This window comes from Lentisalinibacter salinarum, assembly GCF_040706555.1.
GTDB classification, from domain to species: domain Bacteria; phylum Pseudomonadota; class Gammaproteobacteria; order Steroidobacterales; family Woeseiaceae; genus Lentisalinibacter; species Lentisalinibacter salinarum.
In genome coordinates this window covers 1-20,794 of record NZ_JAPDRH010000004.1, presented here as the reverse complement: position 1 = coordinate 20,794, position 20,794 = coordinate 1, and the positions used below count along the sequence as shown (strand labels likewise).

Genomic DNA, 20,794 nt, shown 5'->3' with positions numbered 1-20,794 from the left:
TGCCCGCCCTCAGCGTCCGGCCGCGGCCCGCGCCAGCGACAGCACGCGCCGGGCCTGCAGCAGATGCGGACGGTCCACCATGCGGCCGTCCAGATTCAGCACGCCGGCGTCGGGCTGCGCCTCGAAGGCCTCCACGATGCGCCGCGCGTCGGCCACCTCGGCTTCGGTCGGCGTGAACGCCTCGTTGATCACCGGCACCTGGGCGGGGTGGATCGCCAGCATGCCCAGGAAGCCGTCCCGGCGGGCCGCACCGGCATAAGCGCGCAGCCCGTCCATATCCTTGAAATCGGTGTAGACCGTGTCGATGGCCGGGACGCCGGCCGCGGCCGCCGCCAGCACGCACAGCGAGCGCACCGTCTGAAAGGTGGGCAGCCAGCGGCCGTGGGCATCCCTCGCGCTCATGGCGCCGATGGCGGCGGAAAGGTCCTCGGCACCCCAGGACAGCCCGGCCAGGCGCGGGCCTGCGTCGGCGTATTCACTCAGGCGGAACACGGCGGCCGGGGTCTCGGTGGCGATGGGCAGGATGCGCACGCCGCCCGGCTTCATGTCGGCGGCGGCCTCGAGCGAGCCCAGCCACCGATCGAGACGAACCACGTCTTCGGCGCCGCCGGCCTTGGGCACCACGATGCCATCCAGCCCCTCGGTCACCACCGGCGGCAGGTCCGCGCCCGCGGCGCCGCTGGCGAGCCCGTTGATGCGCACCCAGCGCTCGGCCCGGCCGCGCGGCCCGGCCAGAAACTCGGCGGCGAGCCGGCGCGCGACCTCGCGCCGGGACGGGGCGACGGAATCCTCCAGGTCCAGGATGAGCGCATCGGCGCCCGCCTCGTCCGCCTTCGCCAGCTTGCGCTCGCTGTCTGCCGGGACGAAGAGGTAAGAGCGCATCAGGCGTCCCCGGGCTTGCGCAGCATCAGAGCGCTGCGCCGGCAACTGCCCACCAGCACGCCGTCCTGGTTGTACGCGCGGTGGGCGAAGACGACGATGCCGTTCTCCGGCCGCGAGCGGCTCTCGCGCACTTCGAGCACCTCGGATTCCACCCGGATGGTGTCGCCGTGGAACAGGGGATGCGGGAAGCGCACGTCGTCCCAGCCGAGGTTCGCGACCGTGGTGCCGTGGGTGGTGTCGTTCACCGAAATGCCCACCATGAACCCGAGGGTCAGGGCGCTGTTCACCAGCGGCTTGCCGAATTCCGTGCCCTTGCAGTACTCGGCATCCAGGTGGATCGCGGCCGGGTTGTGGGTCAGCGCCGTGAAGAAGACGTTGTCCGCCTCCGTAATGGTGCGGCGGATGGGATGGTCGAACGTCTGTCCGACGGAGAATTCTTCGAAATACAGGCCAGGCATGGTCAAGGATGATAGCGCGCCCGCCAACCCGCGTGTAGGAGGGCCTTCAGGCCCGATCCGGCTTTCTTCTGGCGTTGGCCCGCCATCGGGTGGACAGGGGTTGCGGGGACGCTCACTCGGACGTCCTGTCCTCGCTCGCTTCGGCCAGACCTCCTTCCCGCCGTCATGGCTCCAGTCGGTCCGGACGACCCCGCAACCCCTGTCCACCCGCTGACGGGCCCGTAGCCGGAATGTCTGGCACCAGTCAGCAATCGCTACTGACTGGCAGCCCCTTCACGCCACCGCGAGCACGGCCGTCATGCGGGGGTATCCATCGCCGCGACCTTTTGTCGGGAGCAAGATGGATACCCCCGCAGGGCGGCCATAAAAGAACGAGGGTCTGGCAGGGCGGATCGGGCCTGAAGGCCCTCCTACGTGGTCGTTACAAGAGTTCCTTCTCGTGCAGCCAGGCCGCGTGCTTCGGCGCGCGCTTCGTCTGCGACCATTCCTCCAGCATTGCAGGTGCCACCTCGCGGAGCCTCTCCAGCATCTCGTCGGTGGCGGTGTTGGCCGCGATCTCCAGCCGGTGGCCGTTCGGGTCGAAGAAGTAGATGGACTGGAACAGGCTGTGATCGGTCGGGCCGACCACCTCCAGGCCCTCGTCCTCGGCTTTCTTCTTCAGCCGCAGGAGTTCGTCCATCGACTCCACCTCGAAGGCGATATGCTGTACCCAGGACGGCGTGTTCGGGTCCCGGCCCATCTCCGGCGAGTTGGGGATCTCGAAGAAGGCGAGCACGTTGCCCATGCCGGCGTCGAGGAAGACGTGCATGTAGGGATCCGGCTCTTTCGTCGAGGGTACCTCGTCCTCGGCGATGGCGAGGAGGAAGTCCATGTCCAGCACCCGCTGGTAGAACTCCACCGTCTCCTTGGCGTCGCGGCAGCGGTAGGCCACGTGATGGATGCGTTTCAGTGCCATGGTGTCCCCTCAGCCCGAGCTGGCTTCTTTCAGCACGCCGCGGCGGAGCTGGTCGCGCTCCATGGACTCGAACAGCGCGGTGAAGTTGCCTTCACCGAAGCCCTCGTCGCCCTTGCGCTGAATGAACTCGAAGAACACCGGCCCGATCAGCGTCTCGGAGAAGATCTGCAGCAGCAAGCGGCTGTCGCCCTCCTCCGTGCTGCCGTCGAGCAGGATGCCACGATTCTTCAGTTCGTCGACGGGCTCGCCATGCCCCGGCACGCGCTCCTCCAGCATCTCGTAGTAGGTCTCCGGCGGCGGCGTCATGAACTTCATGCCGGCCTTCTTCAGCGCGTCCCAGCTCGCGAGCAGATCGTCGGTGGCCAGGGCGATGTGCTGGATGCCCTCGCCGTTGTACGCCATCAGGAATTCCTCGATCTGGCCCGTGCCCTCGGAGGCCTCCTCGTTCAGCGGGATGCGAATCTTGCCGTCCGGAGCGGTCATGGCGCGACTGTGCAGGCCGGTGTATTCGCCCTTGATGTCGAAGTAGCGGATCTCGCGGAAGTTGAACAGCCGCTCGTAGTACTTCGCCCAGTAGTCCATGCGGCCGCGATAGACGTTGTGGGTGAGGTGGTCGATCAACTGAAAGCCGCAGCCCTGCGGATGCCGGTCCACGCCCTCGAAGAACTCGAAGTCGATGTCGTAGATGGAATTCTGATCGTCACCGTAGCGGTCGATGAGATACAGCGGCGCACCGCCGATGCCCTTGATGGCGGGCAGGCGCAGCTCCATCGGGCCGGTCGGGATGTCCATGGGCTGGGCGCCCAGCTCCAGCGCCCGGGCGTAGGCCTCGTGGGCGTCGCGCACGCGGAACGCCATGCCGCAGGCCGACGGCCCGTGCTCCTCGGCGAAGTACCGGGCGGGGTGCTTTTTCTCGTTGTTGATGATGAAGTTGATCCCGCCCTGGCGATACAGGGTGACGTCCTTCGAACGGTGCTTCGCGACCGCCGTGAAACCCATCATCTCGAATACGGGCTCGAGCACGCCCGGCTCGGGAGACGCGAACTCGACGAACTCGAAACCGTCCAGTCCCATCGGGTTTTCGAACAGGTCTGCCATTGTGTCTCTCCCCGCGCGGTGTTCCCGCGCCCTGTGCGAAAACCACCATGTTAGTTACAGATGAAACCACATTCAAGGACGAAGTTCGGGCCGGATCGGGCCTGAAGGCCCTCCTACGTTAGCGGTCGACGTTGCGGCCCGCGTCGAGCACTCGGCGCAGCAGCGCGGCGCGCTCCTCCGCGGCGGCGGCGGCCGCATCGCCGGAGGGCTCCCAGTTCTCCAGCGCCTCCCGATCGACCACGCCGTTCTCGACCAGCAGCGCCTCCAGTGCGGCCACCCGTTCTCGCAGGACCCAGTGCTCGCCGAGGAAGGCGGTCAGCATGGCCAGCAGCCGGTCCGCGGCCGGATCCTCGAAGAAGGCCTTGCGCCCGCCCCTGACCTCCCGGCTCAGTGTCTCGTCAGCCATGACCTCAGCGCCTCGCACCGAAGCCGTACCACATGATGATGTCCGACAGACGCCCGGTGTCTTCGTCGAAGGCGGCATCGGCGGAGATTGCCGCGGCGAAGGCGTCTTCGTCGACGTAGCCGTAGCGCGGCATCACCGCCTCGAAGAAGGCGTCTTCTGCGAAACCCGCGCTCGTGCAGAGCTCCTTGTAGTCCTGGTCGCGGAAGCCCTTGTAGTAGGGCTCGTTGTTGTAATAGCTGTCCCAGTCCAGGTAGAAGCCGTCGTAGGGTGCGGTGGCCGAGTTCGGCGGCAGCTCCATGTTGATCAGCACGCCGCCGGGCCGCAGCACCCGATGGGCCTCCGCCAGGAACGCACGTATCGACTTCAGCGGCAGCTCGTGCAGGAACATGGAGGAGAACACCACGTCGAGGCTCGCGTCCGGAAAGTCGAGAGACTCCGCCGCCTGCTGATGGAAATGCACCGTCTCGCCGAGTGTCTGGGCGCGCGCGTGAGCGTAGCGCAGGCACGGCGCGGCGATGTCGACCCCGTGCACCTCGGCCTGCGGGAAGGTGCGCTTCCACGGCACCGTGTTGTGGCCGATGGTGCAGCCCACGTCGAGGATCTTCTCCGGTTGCAGGTCCGGGAAGCGCAGACGCACGAAGTTCGCCATGGACAGTCCGATGTCGTCCAGATGCTCGCCCATGACGCCGAAGGCGAAGACGTTCAGGCCGTTGTCGTAGATGGCGCCGGCCACGGCGTCGTCGTCGCCGCGAGATCCATGATAGTTGCCCGGCATGAGATGCACGTCCACGGCGGTGGCCGAGCGCGGCAGCTCCAGCGCCGGATCCAGCTCCAGGGTGCCCTGCGCCCTTGACCGGTCGGCGGCGATCTCCGCGCAACGCCGGTTGAAGGCCTCCACGTCGTCTTCCAGTTCGTCGATGACGGCGTTCCACACGGCCTCCTGGGCAGTGCAGCGCAGGCTCGAGTAGAAGCGGAACTGCGGATGCGGCCTGAGTGCGGCGTGCACTTCCTCGGCGTTTGCCGGGTCCCTGTCGTGCTCGGCGCGGAATGCTGGCAGAACGTCGCTCTCCCACGCCCGCTTCATGGACTCCGCCACGTCGGTGAGCACGTGTGCTCGCAGCGAGGAGACGAAACGCTCGCGGGCGCGCTCGTCGCGTGATTTCGGGATATCGAGGCCGTGGCCGAGACGCGTATCGATCATGCTGCTCTCCCCCATCGCTGAACGATCATGCGGTGCGGGCGATGCTACCACAGCCCGCCGTCTGCCCCTGGTCGGGCCTGAAGGCCCTCCTACCGGGTGCCCGTGGGAGAGGCTTTAGCCTGTGGGAGGGGCTTTAGCCCCGATTCATTATTCAATCGGGCCTGAAGGCCCTCCTACAGGCCAGATCAGATGGGCGATCAGAGGGGCGGCGGCCGCTGGCTGTCCTCGAGCATGCGGATGAAGAAGCCGCGGATCGCGCCCTCGGCCTCGGCCCGGGTCATGAGCCGCTTCTCCTCCATCAGCTTCGCCATGTCGGCGATGGAGCGCCGACCGTCGATCATGCTCATGATGAACGCATGCACGCGCGTGGAGACCGCCTGCATGCGGAAGTTCTCCAGTGCCGGTACGGGCTCGGAGCCCACCACGAGCCAGTCCGGCAGCGCCTTGTGGCGCGGCGGCAGTTCGGCCTCCGCGGTCTTCTCCGCGACGACGGTGACCACCTGCTCCCGGCGGCCGTGGCGGCTCAGGGGCGAGTCCATGTAAGGGATCTCCCGCTCGGTCACGGACGGCTCGCCGAAACCCGCCATGGCAATAATCTCCAGCGCCTCCTCCAGGCTGTAGTTTCGCGCCGGCGAGGGCGTGCGGAAGGCCGCCGAGCCGAACCAGACCCAGCGGCCGCCGGCGGTGAGCAGACGGTTCCAGCGGGCGGCCTGCACGGACAGGTCCTCCGGCAGGACGTCCACCAGCCAGGGAGTGACGAGGGTGTCGAATGCACCCGCGCGAAATGGCGGCCGGAGCGCACTCGCCAGCACGTGCCGCAGACCCGGGCGAGCCGGCTCGGGCGCCGCCAGTTCCCGCGCCGCCGCCACGTCCCCGGCCCGGCTCGGCGCGATCGGGAACTCGTGCAGGGACACCGTCTCGCCGGCGCAGAGCTTCGCCGCGGCCAGCACCAGCAGCGGATTGAAATCCAGGGCGACGGTGACCTCGGGGGCAAGCGTTTGATGCAGGTCGTAAGCAAGCCGGCCCGCGCCCGCCCCGGGCACCAGCATGCGGCCGGGCGCCTCGCCGCGCAGCGCCCCGGCCACCGCCTCGAGCGACTGCCGGTTCTCCTCGTCGCCCCAGGCCCAGTCCCGGTGGACGTTGGCGTAGTAGGCGGTCAGGCCGACCTCCGTCGGCAGGCGGGTGCGCAGCGCCAGATGCGTCTCGTAGGTGGCCTCGGAGACCCCGGCGCCGAGGGGCGCGAGCAGGGACTTCAGTTCGTCGGCGTGAGCACGCCAGGCCTCGATCTGACGGCGCAGCCGGCGTTCGGTGGACGCGAGTAGCCCGCCCTTCTCCAGCGCGGCCACGGCGGCCTGCTCGTCCTTTGCGATATCCGTCAGCGCGAAGTCGAAGCGCTGACGCCACTCCGCCAGCGCCGTGTCCGGGTCCGCGAACAGCCACGGCACGCCGTCGAGCGACGGGAAGCCCGTGGCGCAGCCCGGGCAGCGCAGCGAGTCAACGTCGGCCTCCAGGGACCGGTCGCAGCGCGGACAGGCCAGCAGCGACAGCAAAGCAGAGTCGGATGACATAGTCAGCCGCCCTCCCCGACGATACGCTCGGCCAGCAGTCTGCCGTTGCGCACGCAGTCATTCATCGCGATGCCCCGATAGGCATTGCTGTTGAGATAGAGCCCCCGGTGGCTCGCGAGCCGCTCGAAGATGGCATCCACCCGCGCGATATGCCCGGGCGCATAGCTCGGAATGCCCCGCGGCCAGCGCTTGACGTAGGTGACGTCCGGGTCGGCGGTCAGGCGCATGGTGGCACGGACACCCTCGAGCGCCGTGCGCACCAGACCCTGTTCGTCCTGGTCGACCAGTTCCGGATTGCGCTGACCGCCGATGATGAGCCGGAGTATCCGGCCGCCCTCCGGCGCCCGGTCCGGGAAGATGCTGCTATCCCACAGCACGCCCAGCGCGGGCAGCTTCGCACTCGTCGTCGTCAACAGCCCGAAGCCCGGAAGCTCGCGATCCATCTGCCGGTAGCCGAACCCGACGACGGCCACCGGCGAGTACCCGATGGCGCCAATGCGCTTGCCCAGTCCGGCGTCGAGGTCTTTCACCATCTCCGCCGCCGCGTACGACGGCGAGGCGATCACCACCCGGTCGAACTCCGGGGTGTCGGACGGCGTGCGCAGCACGTAGCGACCACGCTGGTTATCGTGGCGCAACACGCCGTGCACCGGTTCGCCCAGGCGCCATTCCGCGTCGATGATCTCGTGCAGGTGCCCGATCAGCGCGCTCACCCCGCCCCTGAAGCTCATCAGGATGCCGCCGGGGCCCGCCTGCTTCTTGCGCCGCGCCAGCATGCCGCGGAAGAGTCCGCCGTGCTCGCGCTCCAGCGCCACCACCAGCGGGAAAGCGGCTTCGACGGAAACCTTGTCGGGCGTCGTCGCATAGATGCCGGCCACCATCGCGTCCAGGAAGACGTCGGTGAAGCCCTTGCCGAGGCGTCGATAGCCGAACTGCTGCAGCGTCTCCGGCGTCGTCTTCTTCCGCCGCGGGACCAGCGGCTCCATGGCCACCCGCAGCTTGGCCGGCCAGCCGATCAGCTTCGTCTTCAGGAAGGCAGGGGGCGATTCCGGCAGCGGATGCAGCCCGTCTTTGTAGATGAATCGCCGCCGCGCGAGGTCGGAGCTGGGCAGCAGCAGATGATCGGCGCCCGCGTCCTCGACCAGCTGCTGGCTGTCCGGCTTGTTGGAGAGAAAGCCATTGCCGCCCGCCTCGAAGCGGAAACCCTCCACGTCCGCCGTGTACATGGTCCCGCCCGGGACGGGTTCGGCGTCGAATATCGTGAGGTCCCAGTCCGGTCGGGCCCGTTTGACGTAGAAGGCAGTGGTGAGACCGCTGATGCCGGCCCCGACGATGGCGATTCTCATGAGGCCCGAGTTTCCCCGAGGGCGCGCGCAGACACAAGGAACCGCCGCGCGCTCAGCGACACCCATCCTCCATTGCCGTCATCGCTGCCCGGAAAGCCTCGTAGTCCGCCAGCCCGAAACGGCCCGCGATCTCCTCCGCCCAGATCTCCGCCAGTTCGCCTTCGATCGCCGGTGTCAGCTCGCGCTTGTGCGCCCCGGTCTCTCCGCGGCGCACCTTGGCGGAGTCGCTGCCCTCGGGCAGGCCGATACGGCGTTCGCTCAGCTCGCGCATCAGGCGGTCGTCGTAGCGGCGACGATTGGCCAGCATGTACTCCATGGACGAGCGCTCGAGGGTCAGGTCCAGCAAGGCCTCGCCCAGTGCCACGCCGATGAACTCCGCAATGCGCCTGACGGTGCCGGCACGATCCGTCCGCATGCCCTCGTAGCAGAGCAGCAGGACGTCATCGTCGTCGCGCCGCGGCCACCAGGAGGCGAGATGATGCCAGTAGTCGCGGCCCTCTCCGCGCGGCAGGAACTTGCCACGGGCGAAGGTCTCCATGTCGATCGTGCCGGGCTCGAAGAACCAGCCCTCCATAAAGTGATACATCGAGACCAGCGCGTCGCCGGGATTGCGCACGCTGACGATGTAACGGGCGCCGGCCGGCACGCGGTCGGCCGGCAGGTGGCTCTTGAATGCACGGGGCTCCGCGCGCTGGGCGGCGCCCAGGTCGATGCCGAGGTCGTGAGCCGTCTCGATCCAGGGTACGACCGCCGAGATATCGTCGAAGTCCTCGTCGCCGCCGGTGCGCAGCGTGTGGACGATCTGCTGCAGCCACGTGGTGCCGGACTTGGCGAAGGGCGTGATGATCACGTCGTCCGGCCGCGGCCGAAAGGCCATGCCGCGGGCGACGCCCTCGTCGCTGACCAGCGTCTCCAGCGCGGCGGCGAACTCCTCGAAGGTCCGGGCCCGCCGGCCGCGGGGCCGAAGCGTCACAGGCGCGTCCGGTCAGGCATAACCGATCTCGTCCAGGTGATCGTCGTCGATGCCGAAGTAGTGGGCGATCTCGTGCAGCAGGGTCTTCCGGATCTCCATCAGCAGCTCGTCCTGCGGCAGTCCCATCTCCAGATGCGGATTGCGGAAGATGTAAACGATGTCCGGCAGCTCGGCCACGTCCTCGACGCTGCGCTCGGTGAGCGGGATACCGACGTAAAGCCCGAGCAGCCCCACGCCCTCCGGGTCCAGCTCCTCGTCGGCCTCGTCCATCACCATCACGTCGATGTTATGCAGGGCGTCGCGCACCCAGTCGGGCAGACCGTCGATGGCCTCGCGGACCACGCCTTCGAATTCGTTGCGTTTCATCGTCCGGCGAGTTTACCAGCGGGGCCGGTATCCGGGAGGTGGGCCGGAGAACCGTCGAACAGCGGACCTGAACGAGTCCGCTCAATCGGCGTGCGGAATCCTGCCGACCAGCACCTTCAGGCATTCGGTGCGCATCGCGATATCCTCTTCCAGCAGTTCGATCTCGTTCAGGATCTCCTGGGTGATCGTCTCCTTGCTGGTCTTGGCTTCCATGATGCTGTCCAGCTCCTCGAGGGCCGCGCGGAGCTTCGGATGGGTTCGCATGACACCCGATGACTTTCCGTCGACCTCCTCCTGGACCCGCGGGAACTTGTAGGTACGGCTGGACGGGAGTATCGAGCCCTTCGGGCGCTCGTACGTAACTCTCAGGACATCGACGTAATTCAGGCTGGATATGTAGTAACGGGCGATCTGCTTCGGACTCGCCATGCCCATTTCGGACAGCGTCGGATAAGCGCTTGAACTGGTCTTGGTCATCTTGTCTGCGTCCCCCGTGCGATCGTCGGGCCGGCCCCGGCACGGCTATCTTGGCAAAAACTGACAACGCTGTCATCTGTCACGAGGCAGTTACGGGTTCCGGCGATGCCGGAAACCGCCGATGACGCTGCCGGACACAGGCATCAACTCCGCTCCGGCACCGACCAGCGCCTGAACAGATCGGCGATCGAGAACTCGCTCAGGTCGGAGAACTCGCCGGCATCGAAGAACGTTCCAAGGCAGGAGCCGCATTTCTCGTACCAGATGTGAGGCTGGTGCGGATCCACCATCCTGACCATGCCACCACCGCAACGCGGACAGTGGTAACGGTCCACCCGGTTCTGCGCCTTGCCCACGGCCGCCTCGCCGATATCGAACGCCGCTGCGGCACGCTTCTTGCGCAATACCCGCTCCGCTTCACCGGCGTCGAACCACAGTCCGCGGCAACGGAAACAGCGATCGATCTCCGTGCCGTCCACGTCCAGCACCTCCATGTCGGCGCGGCATTTCGGACAGCGCATCGCGCCGGACCAGAACACGCCGCCGCCATCCCCGGCTCCCATGCCCACGGTATAGCGCCGCGCAGTCTTTGTCCCGGGTTCCGCCGCCGCCCGGTGCCGGTACAGAAGCAGCGTCACGATCAGGAACAGGGCCAGCAGGCCCATCAACAGGTACGACTGGACGTAAGAGGTGCCCTCGGAGATCAAGCCGTAGGTCTTGGCGCCGGCGGCGCTGCCCAGATTCGCGATCGACATGTACAGCGCGAACTGGGTCGCCGAGGCTCTGCTCGCGCAGATCGCCATGGCCAGCGCGATCATGCAGACCATGACGACCGGATTCATCAGGACCCAGATCGAGAGCATGGTTCTGACGTACAGGGTGTCCGCCCACAAATGCTGAGTCTCGGCCAGCAGGAAGGCGTGTGCTGCCACGAGCGCGACGGTGGCCAGCATCATGCGCCTGGCGCCGTAGCGGTCGATCAGCGGTCCCAGCGCCAGCGCCGCGACGGCGCCGATCAGGCCCATGACGGCGACCAGTTGCGACCACTCGGGGGTGGAGAAGCCGAATACGTTGATCGCCGCGATCGGCATCAATGCATGACCGTAGCCGCTGACGAGGCCATCGAAGAACATGACGCTCATGACGATGAGGCTCGCCGGTTTCCACAGTACGGCATTCAGTTCGCCGAACATCGTGCGAAACGACTGGGCCGGCCGGTGCACCGAGGCCTCGACCCCCTCGCTCCAGGGCAGCAGCCGTTCACCCCGGCGCTCGCGGATCATGACGAACGCCACCAGGATGAGACCGGCAACCGACGCACAGGCGACCGCGGTGACGCCGGTGCCGAACGTAACCAGCATGACGCCGGTGGCAGCCGAGGCGGACGCCCACCCGATGGACTTGCCGAAGGCCATGAAGGCATTCAGGCGCCCCTGCTCCTCGACAGGCGTGAGATCGATGGACATGCCGTCCACCGCCACATCCTGGCTGGCCGCGAATATGTTGATCAAAACGCCGAGGAGCATCAGCAGCCCCATCTGCTCGCCGGGACGCTCAACGAGGGCGAGCCCGAGCAGGGCAAGGGTGAGCCCGAGCTGCATGGCGATGACCCACGGACGGCGTCTGCCCATCGCCAGGAACTCGTAGCGATCCATCAGCGGCCCGCCGGCGATCTTGAAAGCCCAGGGCAGCGTGATCACCGCGAGGAAAGACGCGATGTCTCCGGCGGCCACGCCCTCGCTGGCGAGCCAGGCGGGAATCGCAATGCTGAGCAGGCCGTAGGGAATGCCCTGCGCGAAGTACATCATGCAGCCCGTCAGGAAGCGTACCCGCGGACTCTCGGCAAGGACGGGGCTCTTCATCATCGTTGTTCTTCTTTTTGACCGGGCGCCATATTACCGGAAAAATCCGCTCACGGGCCGACACTGACAGGCCCCGGCCGCGCGGTTAGTATTGCCGCTTTCGAGCTGCAGGAAATCACCGGATGAAGCCAGCGCCGTCTCGCACAGCGCCAGCGACGGTCGTGCCAGTCGTGGCGGCCGTGGCCATAATGCTGTTGCCGGGCACGCCGGTTTACCCGGCGGCGGCCGGCGAGGCTGCTGCCGGCGCCCGTCCCGCCGGGGAGATCGAGGAGATCGTCGTCACCGCGCGGCGTCGCACGGAGAACCTGCAGCAGGTGCCTATCTCGGTCACCGCGCTCAGCGGCACCGAACTCGCGGCGCGGCAGGTCGATGCCATGGACCAGCTCGGCTCCGTCGTGCCGAACCTGCAGTTCGACAAGGCGGCGCCCTCCTCCGGCTCCAGTTCCGTCGGGCAGATCTTCATCCGCGGTATCGGCCAGGCAGACTACACGCCGGTCACCGATCCCGGCGTCGCGCTGTACGTGGACGGCATCTACATCGGCCGCTCGCCCGGCAACGTGCTGGACCTGCTCGACATCGAGCGCATCGAGGTCCTGCGCGGGCCGCAGGGAACGCTATTCGGCCGCAATTCCATCGGCGGCGCCATCAAGGTGCACAGCCGCCAGCCCGGCTTCGACGACACCGACAGCAGCGTGGAGCTGCGACTCGGCAACGACGATCTGCGCGGACTGAACTTCCGCCTGAACCTGCCGCTGAAAGACACGCTCGCGGCGAACTTTGCGATCGGCCGCGTGGAGCGGGACGGCTACGTCGAGCGGCCCTGGGACGGCATACGGACCGGCGACCGGGATCGCTGGTCGGCCCGCGGCGCGGTGCGCTGGGAGCCGACGGACCGGCTGGCTGCGTCGCTGGTGATCGATTACAGCACCATCGACGAGAACGGCGCGCCGGTGGTCTCCGGCGGAGTCAACGACCGCCAACCCTTCGCGACCTTCGGCAACGCCGTCCTCGCGAGCTGTGAGGCCGTGGTGATCAACCCGGCCTTCGACGCCACACCCGCGGGCGGACCGCCCACCTTCCCGCCGCCGGGCGCGCCCACCGGCGACGCGCCGGGCTGTTACGGCGCCGCCTCGGTACCGGGGCCATTCGTCTCCGAGGGCACCTTTCCCGTCACCTCGGAGCTCGACAGCGGCGGTGCGGCACTCACGTTCGACTGGACGCTGAACGAGCGCTGGAGCATCCGCTCCACCACCGGCTATCGGGAGATGGACATGCTCTCCTCCCGGGACGGCGACAACACGCCCGCCAACATCTTCGCTACCCGCGACGACTTCGAACACGAGCAGTTCAGCCAGGAAATGCAGCTGCGTTTCGCCGGCGACGACCCGGGCCTGTCGGCGGTGCTCGGGCTGTTCTATTACGACGAATCCGGTTTCAACCTGGTCGACGTCACGGTGCCTGCCGGCGCCATCCAGAGCGGCGGTTTCTACGACAACCAGTCCTACGCGGTCTTCGCCCACGGCACGCTCGACCTCACCGAGCGTCTGGCATTGTCGCTCGGCGCGCGACACACGGAGGACCGCAAGGCCTACCTGCCGGACCAGTTCTCGCTCGGCGATGCCTCGGCGGGATCGGCACGCGGCCTCTTCCCGCCCACCTGGCCGGAACTCGCCGGCTTCTACCTGGCGCCCACAGGACCGCTGGCGGCCGGCGAGCGCATCCTCGACTACCGCGAGAGCGAGCTCGATTTCGACGCCACCGACACGACCATCGACCTCAGTTACCGGCTGGCGGAAAACGTGCTCGCTTACGCGACGTTCTCCACCGGCTACAAGAGCGGCGGTTTCGACCAGCGCTTCGTCGGACCCACGCCGGACCGAGCGCCGAGTTCGTACCGGCCGGAGTCGGTGGACAGCCTGGAACTCGGCCTGAAAACGTCGTCTTTCGGGGGTCGACTGAGGGCAAACCTGGCCGCGTTCGATGCCGACTACGACGACCTGCAGATCATCGTGCGCGAGTCTTTCAACCCGCTCACCTTCAACGCCGGCGACGCCCGCGTGCGGGGCGGAGAACTCGAGCTGGAATGGTTCGCATCGGCGGACTGGGAAATCGGCTTCTCGGCGGGCTACCTGGACACGGGCTATCGGCGTCTGAATCAGGCGGCGCAGGACTCCGGGGTGGAGCTCGGCAACCGGCTCGCGAACGCGCCGATGTGGAGCCTGGCTGCCGGTTCCGCCTACCGCCTCGGCCTGGGGCGCCTGGGCGAGGTGACTGCGCGGGTGGACTGGTCGTGGCAGGACACCGTGTACCACGACGCGGTGAACAGCGAGCGCATCCGCCAGTCCGCGTTCCACCTCGTGAATGCCTCGCTCGCGTTCGTGCCGCCCTCCGGCCGCTGGCAGCTCACGCTGGCGACGCGCAACCTGTTCGACGAGACCTACATCGTGACCGGCAACTCCGCTTTCGACACACCCGCCGCCTACGTGGAACGCGTCTATGGTCGGCCGCGAGAGTTGCTGGCCTCGCTGCGTTACGACTTCTGACCGGCCCCGCATGAAGACGACACCGGGCAACGGTCGCGAGGGCGCCAGCGCGAAAACGCCGAACATCTGGCTGCTCGGCATGCGGCCCCGCACCCTGACCATGGCCGCGGTACCCGTCGCCGTCGGGGCGGCCCTCGCATGGGGAGAGGGGGTGACCCCCGACTGGCTCACGTTCGTGGTGACGCTGGCCTGCGCAGTGCTGATACAGACCGGCACCAACCTGTTCAACGACGCCCGGGACGGGGAGCGCGGGGCCGACGGGCCGGACCGCATCGGGCCCGTGCGCATCACCGGCGCCGGCCTGGCCGAGCCAAAGCAGGTACGGCGCGCGGCCGTCGGCTGTTTCGTCGCGGCGCTGCTCGCCGGCATCTACCTGATCGTGGTCGGCGGAGTGCCAATTCTGTTGATCGGTCTCGCCTCGCTGGTGGCGGGTTATGCGTATTCCTCGGGCCCGCGGCCGCTGTCGCACGGACCGTTCAGCGAGATCTACGTGATCGTCTTCTTCGGGCTGATCGCGGTGGCGGGCAGCTATTACCTGCAGGCAAAGGCGCTGCCGGGCACCGGCGTCCTGCTGACCGGTATCGCCATCGGCAGCTACGCCGCCGCCGTGCTGCTGGTGAATAACCTGCGCGACACGGTTGCGGACCTCAAAGCGGGCCGCAGGACGCTGGCCGGCCGGCTCGGCACGAGCGGTGCCCGGTGGCTGTACGGCTTCCTCCTGCTGGCGCCGTTCCTGCTCCTCGCGGCCGCGTGGGGCGTGCGGTCCCTCGGCCTGGTCTGGCTCGCCCTGCCGGTCTGCCTGTGGGCTATCGTCCTGTTCGCCCGCATGCCGGTGGGCCCGGGCATGAACGCGCAACTCGGCCGGACCGCCATGATCCAGGTGCTGGTCGGCGTGCTGCTGATCGTGGAACAGCTCACGTGAATCCGGTGCTCTCGACGCTGCTGCCGGCGGGCCTCGCCTTCATCATGTTCGCGCTGGGGCTGAAGCTGAGCATCGGCGACTTCCGCCGCGTACTGACCTTCCCGCTGGCCGTCGGCCTCGGCCTGGCTGCCCAGACGCTGCTGCTGCCGCTCACGGCGTTCGCCATCGCCTTGCTGTTCGACCTGTCGCCGGAGGCAGCCGTCGGGCTGATGATCCTCGCCGCCTGTCCGGGCGGCGTCACCGCGGCGATGATCACGGATCTGTCGCGTGGCGACACCGCCCTGTCCGTCACGCTCACCGCCTGCACCAGCCTGCTGTCGTTCATCACGGTGCCGATCATCGTCGGCCTGTCGCTGCAGCACTTCCTCGGCCAGGCGGCGCCGGTGGACTATCCGCTGGGCCAGGCCATCGGCAGCCTGTTTGTGATCACCCTGCTGCCGGTCGCCGTGGGCCTCGCCATCAATCAGGCCGGCTGGCTGGCGGCCGCGGTGGCGGAGGTCATCGGCAAGGTGGCTACGGCCGTGTTCCTGATGATCGTGTTCGTGACCTTCTACACGGAATGGCCGAGTATCACGGAACATTTCTCGAAGGTGGGTCCGGCGATCCTCGTGCTTAACGTCACGACGATGGCGACCGGGGCCCTGCTGGGGCTGATCGGCCGCCTGCCCACCGCCGGCCGGATCGCGCTGGCGGTGGAATGCGGCATCCAGAACAGCGCGCTGGGCATCACGGTGGCCGTCAGCCTGCTCAGTGTGTCCGGGCTCGCGGTACCGAGCGTGATCTATGCGTTCCTGATGAATATCACGGCGCTGGGGTTGATTGTGGTCCGGCAGATGCAGGTGGGAAGGGCTGCGGGGGACGCAGCCTACTGATCTTCGGGCGGCGAACCCGCGCCCGGTTCGAATCCGGTGGGTTCGTCCACACGCCCCCTCGAAAAATCAAAAAGGGGCCACCAGGGCCCCTTTTTCGATTTTTGGCGGAGGGGGTGTCCGCCTCTGGGGGTTCCAAGCACTTCCGAAGCCATCCGATAACCTCTTGTCTCTCTTGTATTTCTATTCCTATCACGCCTAGTGACGTCCGACAGAATCCGAATTAGAATGGGGGATAAAGTGGGGGAGAACGGAGGCGCAGATGGCCAACCTCACGGCGACCGGAGTCAGAAACGCGGGCGAAGGCAAGCACTTCGACGGGAAGGGCCTCTACCTCGTCGCTAAGGGCGGATCGAAGCTCTGGGTCTACCGGTATCAGATCCAGGGCAAGAGGCGCGATATGGGCTTAGGGGGCTACCCTGAGCTATCTCTCAAGGAAGCCCGAGAGCTACGGGATAAGTGCCGCAAGCTCGCCAAGTCCGGCGTGGACCCAATAGATGCCCGTCGGGAAGAGCGAGAGCAGGCAATTCGCGAGTCACGGCAGGGGATCACGTTCAAGGAATGCGCCGCTGCCTATATCGAGAGCCATCAGTCTGGCTGGCGAAACCCCAAGCACGTTGCTCAGTGGAAGAACACGCTGGAGACGTACGCCTATCCAAAGATAGGGCAGTCTTTGGTGAAGGACATCGACACCGAGGCCATTTTGGCGATCCTCCAGCCGATCTGGGCTGAGAAGACCGAGACGGCGTCCAGGGTACGGGGACGCATCGAGAACATACTGGACTGGGCCAGAGTCCGAGGTTTTCGCGTCGGCGAGAATCCAGCTCGCTGGCGAGGCCATCTAGACAAGCTATTGCCGAAGCGAAGCAAGGTTTCCCCGGTCACTCACCACCCCGCACTGCCCTACTCTGAGCTGCCTGCTTTCATGGAGGAGCTACGAAAGAAAGACGCAATCTCAGCCCGTGCTCTCGAATTCCTTATTCTGACGGCAGCCCGCACCGGAGAGGTAATCCACGCCACTTGGGAGGAGTTCGACCTCGAAGCCGGAATATGGACTATCCCAGGAGAGCGCATGAAGGGTAGCCGACCGCACCGCGTAGCGTTGAGCAAGCAAGCGAAAGCCATTGTGGAGAAGCTCAAGGAGCGGCGAGAGAGTAAATTTCTGTTCCCTGGAGCTAGGCCGAACCGTCCTATCTCATCCATGACCATGCTCAAACTGCTCCGCACACTGGGCCATGGCGGAATCACTGTCCACGGCTTCCGCTCGACATTCCGGGACTGGTGCGCCGAGCAAACCGCTTTCCCAAGAGAGATTGCCGAGGCAGCGTTAGCGCACGTACTGTCGGACAAGACGGAAGCGGCTTATCAGCGGGGAGATATGTTCGGGCGGCGCAAGAAGCTGATGGACGCATGGAGCGGCTTCTGCTATTCGGAAAAGGACGGTGCCAGAGTGGCTACGCTTAGCCTTGTTAATAACTGACTATGCTGCACGACAAAAAGACTTGGCTAACAGTTCCCTCCGCTGCGAGTTACTTAGCGAGCCAGTTGGATGAGCCCGTTACGTCTGCGGATATTTATCAACTTGCACTAGAGCGACAGCTCACCTTGTCCGTGAATTTCGTTCAGACCGTCTATGCAGTACGCGCGTTTATTGTGCCTAGCCATGATGTCGAGACAATCGAAATTCCGAGCCTCCGCGATGATGGCAAGATTCTGTCAATAAAGAGAGGTATAGAACTAATAGGAGACCGCTATTTGGTCACGGACAAAAACGAAATTGTGGAGCTGAGAGGTTTTTATGACATCCCCCTTCTTCTTGGCGAAACCCACTCCGTAATCAACCAGTATCAACATGAAGTGGGCGGATATCCGTCTGACCTGATAAGCATTGACGGTGCCGCCGTCAGTAATCCGCAAACTGGTCAGATCTTCGTTCTTCAGGAGCAATTCAAAAAAGATCTACCGATGCACAAACGCTACGCTCTAGACAACTTCTACCCTACTGCGCTCTTGCCCGAGTCAGCAGATTTCGTCGTGTTAGTTAAGAACCTGCAGGCATTCGTTAAACAGATTGCTGGCAGTGAGAGTGGACGCAACTCGCGTGACCATGACCTCCAAGCGGCGGCCAATGCATTAGCGGCGGAACTGTTCGATCGTGGCAGAAGAGTGATTACGAAGAGAGAGATCGCGAAGCTGCTAGCCGTATCGCACGAGTGGTCTGAAATGACAGCCGCTAGGATTGAGCGGGTGATTCGGAAAGAGTGGTGATCCCCATTCGCCCGCTATCGCCTAGTACCGCCTACAAGAATCCCTAATCCACTGTTTTCATTAATTTGTTTAGCGCCTAGGCGACTACAGGCGCCCGATTCGCCCTGCTCAAATATCCCCGTCGATTCATCTAGACGGAGTAGCATTTCATGAGCATTCGAATCTTGCGCTTACCTGAAGTCATCGTCAGAACTGGCCTATCCCGGTCCACCATATATAAGCGGATGACGGAAGATAGGTTCCCTCTCGCTATTGACTTAGATGGTCGAGCGGTAGGCTGGCTTGAAGACGAAATTGAGGAGTACTTAGCCGGCCGGGTGAGACTTAGCCGCAATGAGGACGAAACATGATCGTCCAAATCAGTGACGAGCGGCGAATCAAGGGCGGCGCGCTGGCTTGGGAACTCCAAAAGCCCCGAATCCGCAAGGGCAAGACCGCCTGGGAATCCTTCAAGTGGTTCAATTCCTTTGGCAGCGCCCTGGAGAGCGCCGTACACGAGGAGATCAGGCTTCACCCGGCGCAGACCCTCTCGGAGGCCATTGAAGCCGTCTCCGGGATTGTCCGGCGCTACAACGAGCTGATCCCGGCGGAATTTGAGCTTAGGCGTAAGCCCGTAGACCAATGACAGGGAAAGTCGTTGGCTATCACCCCCTGATCCCAGAGGGCGAGTATCTGGTGCGGTTCACGTACTACGAGACCGGCAGAGCGTGGAAAGGCAGCAAGGCAATTCTGCACTTCGCGGTGGTGGAGGGGGAGTACGCTGGTACTCCCCTCACCCGCTACTACAACGTTCGACACGTGGAGCCACCGTTAGGGCGAGATGGGAAGTTTAGCGTGGGAGATCGGTGCCACCTGGTTAAGGAATTCCGTTCCCTCCTCTCCGAGTCTAGCGCGAAAAGTGAAATCGACCTGAACCTATACCGAGGATGGCTGATTAGGGCCTGTGTGGGCACTACGAACCAGACCGGCCTAGGCGAGGACCTGACAAAACCTAATCAGTACAGTGTTATCCGAAAGCTCCTGGAGATCGTCCCTGAATCACTCTCAGCCTAGAGCCCCCAAACTAGGGTAGGAGAGGATAGGCACTAGGGTAGGTGTAGGTGCAGGGTAGGACAGGATAGGAAGGGACAGGTAAGAGGTAGGAGACTCCTGTATCCCTCCTGTTATTTCAGGATCTCATTGCTGCCTTAGGCATTTAGGTCATCTAGGGGTTCGATTGACTCAACTGTTAACGCACTGAATTAATGAGGGTTTCCCGCGCTAACTATTGACGGATATCAAGCCAGACGACTGAGGCGGAAATGACGAGTTCTACACGGAAATCCCGTACAGACGCGCAAAGTGCTGATAGATACCGTCAGGCGTTTCAGAGCGTACGTTTTGGGGGACAGCCGTGCATTGCGCTAATTGTGGGAAGATCATCCCGGAGGAAGCCCATTTCTGTAATCACTGCGGGGCGCAAGTAAGTTCCCCTGCAGGTGCTGTCACGGATTCATCCTCGACTTCGCCGTCGGACCGCGAGACATTACTTCGAACCGCGATAGGCCCAAAGAACACAGATTACTATCTGGAGCGATTTCGGAAATTCGAGACTGGCAAAAGCTCAGTTTCCTGGAATTGGCCTGCGTTCTTCATTTCTTTCTATTGGCTTCTCTACCGCAAGATGTGGCTATATGCCGCCGCATACCTGTTTGTACCCACTTTCATCTACTTGCTTGGCTTTTTCGTAGCAGCTGCATTTACGACGGAAGATACCGCAGCCTTGATTGGGATCGTCGCTAACTTGGTGGCGATATTTGTCATCTTCCCGATGTTCGCGAATCGACTCTACTACCGAGTCTTGTCCAATCGAATTACGAAAGCCGAAAGGCACGAAGAGTCAGATCAACGCATGCTCTGGCTTGCTCGAAAGGGAGGTACAACAAACGCCGTTTGGATCGTCCTGCTGATCGTCGTGGTGGGGGGCGGAATACTGGCTGCGATAGCGATTCCAGCCTACCAGGACTACACGATCCGCTCCCAGGTAGCGGAGGGACTCAATCTCGCCGCCGCTGCGAAAGCCGCAGTGGCTGACTCCATATTCGCGACTGGTCAAGTCCCAGCCACGCGCCTCGATGCGGGAATGACAGCGAATCCGAGTGATACGTCAGGCCGCTATGTTCGTGCTGTAGACGTGGTCAATGGTCGGATAGACATTGTCTACGGCGCTGCAGCACATTCGTTGCTAACCGGGGAGACACTGTCCGTAACTCCGTATGCTGCTCAGCTCAGCGAGGATAACTGGCAGATCGTATGGCGCTGCGGGAGCGCTCCCGTCCCTCCTGAAGCAACGCACGAGATCGCTCCCTACACAGCAGGATCCTTAGCGTCACTCCCGCACTATTTGCCGTCCGCGTGCAGACCATAGTCCAAGCTTGCGAAGTCTAAATCTGGCCTTGTTACGCCGAAAATACAGGTGGCCGGCAAGTCCGCTTTCGGCTGCGGATTCAATTGATCGATGCAACGCCTAAGCTCTGAGGATAGAGCAGGAGGTGTCACCGATGAAGTATCCGAGCAGGATCTACTATACCGAAGCCGACAAGGCGTTAATGTGGGAGCGT

General features: G+C 64.7%; 21 protein-coding genes. 9 read left to right on the top strand and 12 right to left on the bottom strand.

Features of this window, described 5'->3' with window-relative positions; genetic code table 11:
• Window positions 1–9 precede the first annotated feature (9 nt).
• The 12 genes from ACJMKZ_RS15865 to ACJMKZ_RS15810 all read right to left on the bottom strand — a co-directional run bounded on the left by ACJMKZ_RS15865 (window position 10) and on the right by ACJMKZ_RS15810 (window position 11,595).
• Entirely contained in the window at window positions 10–882 is an 873-nt protein-coding gene (locus ACJMKZ_RS15865) for an HpcH/HpaI aldolase/citrate lyase family protein (protein ID WP_405234204.1), read from the bottom strand.
• Entirely contained in the window at window positions 882–1,340 is a 459-nt protein-coding gene (locus tag ACJMKZ_RS15860) for a MaoC family dehydratase (protein ID WP_405234563.1), read from the bottom strand. The genes ACJMKZ_RS15865 and ACJMKZ_RS15860 overlap by 1 nt, the downstream gene beginning before the upstream one ends.
• A 421-nt stretch (window positions 1,341–1,761) precedes the next feature.
• A complete protein-coding gene (locus ACJMKZ_RS15855) occupies window positions 1,762–2,295 on the bottom strand; it encodes a VOC family protein (RefSeq protein WP_405234203.1) in 534 nt (177 codons plus the stop codon).
• A 9-nt stretch (window positions 2,296–2,304) separates the two neighbouring features.
• A complete protein-coding gene (hppD, locus tag ACJMKZ_RS15850) occupies window positions 2,305–3,393 on the bottom strand; it encodes a 4-hydroxyphenylpyruvate dioxygenase (protein ID WP_405234202.1) in 1,089 nt (362 codons plus the stop codon).
• Window positions 3,394–3,511: 118 nt separating this feature from the next.
• Window positions 3,512–3,799 (bottom strand): hypothetical protein, encoded by a 288-nt coding sequence (locus ACJMKZ_RS15845; protein ID WP_405234201.1) that lies wholly within the window; start codon window positions 3,797–3,799, stop codon window positions 3,512–3,514.
• Window positions 3,800–3,803: 4 nt separating this feature from the next.
• Entirely contained in the window at window positions 3,804–5,000 is a 1,197-nt protein-coding gene (locus tag ACJMKZ_RS15840) for a class I SAM-dependent methyltransferase (protein WP_405234200.1), read from the bottom strand.
• Window positions 5,001–5,197: 197 nt separating this feature from the next.
• Window positions 5,198–6,568, bottom strand: a complete 1,371-nt coding sequence (locus ACJMKZ_RS15835; RefSeq protein ID WP_405234199.1) for a hypothetical protein — start codon at window positions 6,566–6,568, stop codon at window positions 5,198–5,200.
• Between the two features lie 2 nt (window positions 6,569–6,570).
• Window positions 6,571–7,914: a protoporphyrinogen oxidase gene (gene hemG / locus ACJMKZ_RS15830; RefSeq protein WP_405234198.1), complete on the bottom strand. Its 1,344-nt coding sequence runs from the start codon at window positions 7,912–7,914 to the stop codon at window positions 6,571–6,573.
• Between the two features lie 52 nt (window positions 7,915–7,966).
• Window positions 7,967–8,887 (bottom strand): sulfotransferase domain-containing protein, encoded by a 921-nt coding sequence (locus ACJMKZ_RS15825; RefSeq protein ID WP_405234197.1) that lies wholly within the window; start codon window positions 8,885–8,887, stop codon window positions 7,967–7,969.
• Between the two features lie 12 nt (window positions 8,888–8,899).
• Window positions 8,900–9,253, bottom strand: coding sequence for a metallopeptidase family protein (locus tag ACJMKZ_RS15820; protein ID WP_405234196.1), 354 nt, complete (start codon window positions 9,251–9,253; stop codon window positions 8,900–8,902).
• Between the two features lie 81 nt (window positions 9,254–9,334).
• Window positions 9,335–9,730: a DUF3461 family protein gene (locus ACJMKZ_RS15815; protein WP_405234195.1), complete on the bottom strand. Its 396-nt coding sequence runs from the start codon at window positions 9,728–9,730 to the stop codon at window positions 9,335–9,337.
• A 143-nt stretch (window positions 9,731–9,873) separates the two neighbouring features.
• Entirely contained in the window at window positions 9,874–11,595 is a 1,722-nt protein-coding gene (locus tag ACJMKZ_RS15810) for an MFS transporter (RefSeq protein ID WP_405234194.1), read from the bottom strand.
• A 158-nt stretch (window positions 11,596–11,753) separates the two neighbouring features.
• On the opposite strand from ACJMKZ_RS15810, the gene ACJMKZ_RS15805 reads away from it, so the two are divergent.
• The 9 genes from ACJMKZ_RS15805 to ACJMKZ_RS15765 all read left to right on the top strand — a co-directional run bounded on the left by ACJMKZ_RS15805 (window position 11,754) and on the right by ACJMKZ_RS15765 (window position 20,601).
• Window positions 11,754–14,135, top strand: coding sequence for a TonB-dependent receptor (locus ACJMKZ_RS15805; RefSeq protein WP_405234193.1), 2,382 nt, complete (start codon window positions 11,754–11,756; stop codon window positions 14,133–14,135).
• Between the two features lie 10 nt (window positions 14,136–14,145).
• The gene (menA, locus tag ACJMKZ_RS15800; protein ID WP_405234192.1) at window positions 14,146–15,057 is read left to right on the top strand and encodes a 1,4-dihydroxy-2-naphthoate octaprenyltransferase; all 912 of its coding nucleotides are present in this window, start codon (window positions 14,146–14,148) and stop codon (window positions 15,055–15,057) included.
• Window positions 15,054–15,929, top strand: a complete 876-nt coding sequence (locus tag ACJMKZ_RS15795; protein ID WP_405234191.1) for a bile acid:sodium symporter family protein — start codon at window positions 15,054–15,056, stop codon at window positions 15,927–15,929. The genes menA and ACJMKZ_RS15795 overlap by 4 nt, the downstream gene beginning before the upstream one ends.
• Window positions 15,930–16,188: 259 nt before the next feature.
• Entirely contained in the window at window positions 16,189–17,406 is a 1,218-nt protein-coding gene (locus ACJMKZ_RS15790) for a tyrosine-type recombinase/integrase (RefSeq protein ID WP_405234190.1), read from the top strand.
• Between the two features lie 2 nt (window positions 17,407–17,408).
• Entirely contained in the window at window positions 17,409–18,194 is a 786-nt protein-coding gene (locus ACJMKZ_RS15785) for a hypothetical protein (protein WP_405234189.1), read from the top strand.
• Between the two features lie 149 nt (window positions 18,195–18,343).
• A complete protein-coding gene (locus ACJMKZ_RS15780) occupies window positions 18,344–18,544 on the top strand; it encodes a helix-turn-helix transcriptional regulator (RefSeq protein WP_405234188.1) in 201 nt (66 codons plus the stop codon).
• Window positions 18,541–18,819: a hypothetical protein gene (locus ACJMKZ_RS15775; protein WP_405234187.1), complete on the top strand. Its 279-nt coding sequence runs from the start codon at window positions 18,541–18,543 to the stop codon at window positions 18,817–18,819. Before ACJMKZ_RS15780 ends, ACJMKZ_RS15775 begins: the two co-directional genes overlap by 4 nt.
• Complete coding sequence (locus tag ACJMKZ_RS15770; RefSeq protein ID WP_405234186.1) at window positions 18,816–19,247, top strand: hypothetical protein; 432 nt, start codon at window positions 18,816–18,818, stop codon at window positions 19,245–19,247. Before ACJMKZ_RS15775 ends, ACJMKZ_RS15770 begins: the two co-directional genes overlap by 4 nt.
• Window positions 19,248–19,587: 340 nt before the next feature.
• A complete protein-coding gene (locus tag ACJMKZ_RS15765) occupies window positions 19,588–20,601 on the top strand; it encodes a pilin (protein ID WP_405234185.1) in 1,014 nt (337 codons plus the stop codon).
• Window positions 20,602–20,794: the final 193 nt, after the last annotated feature.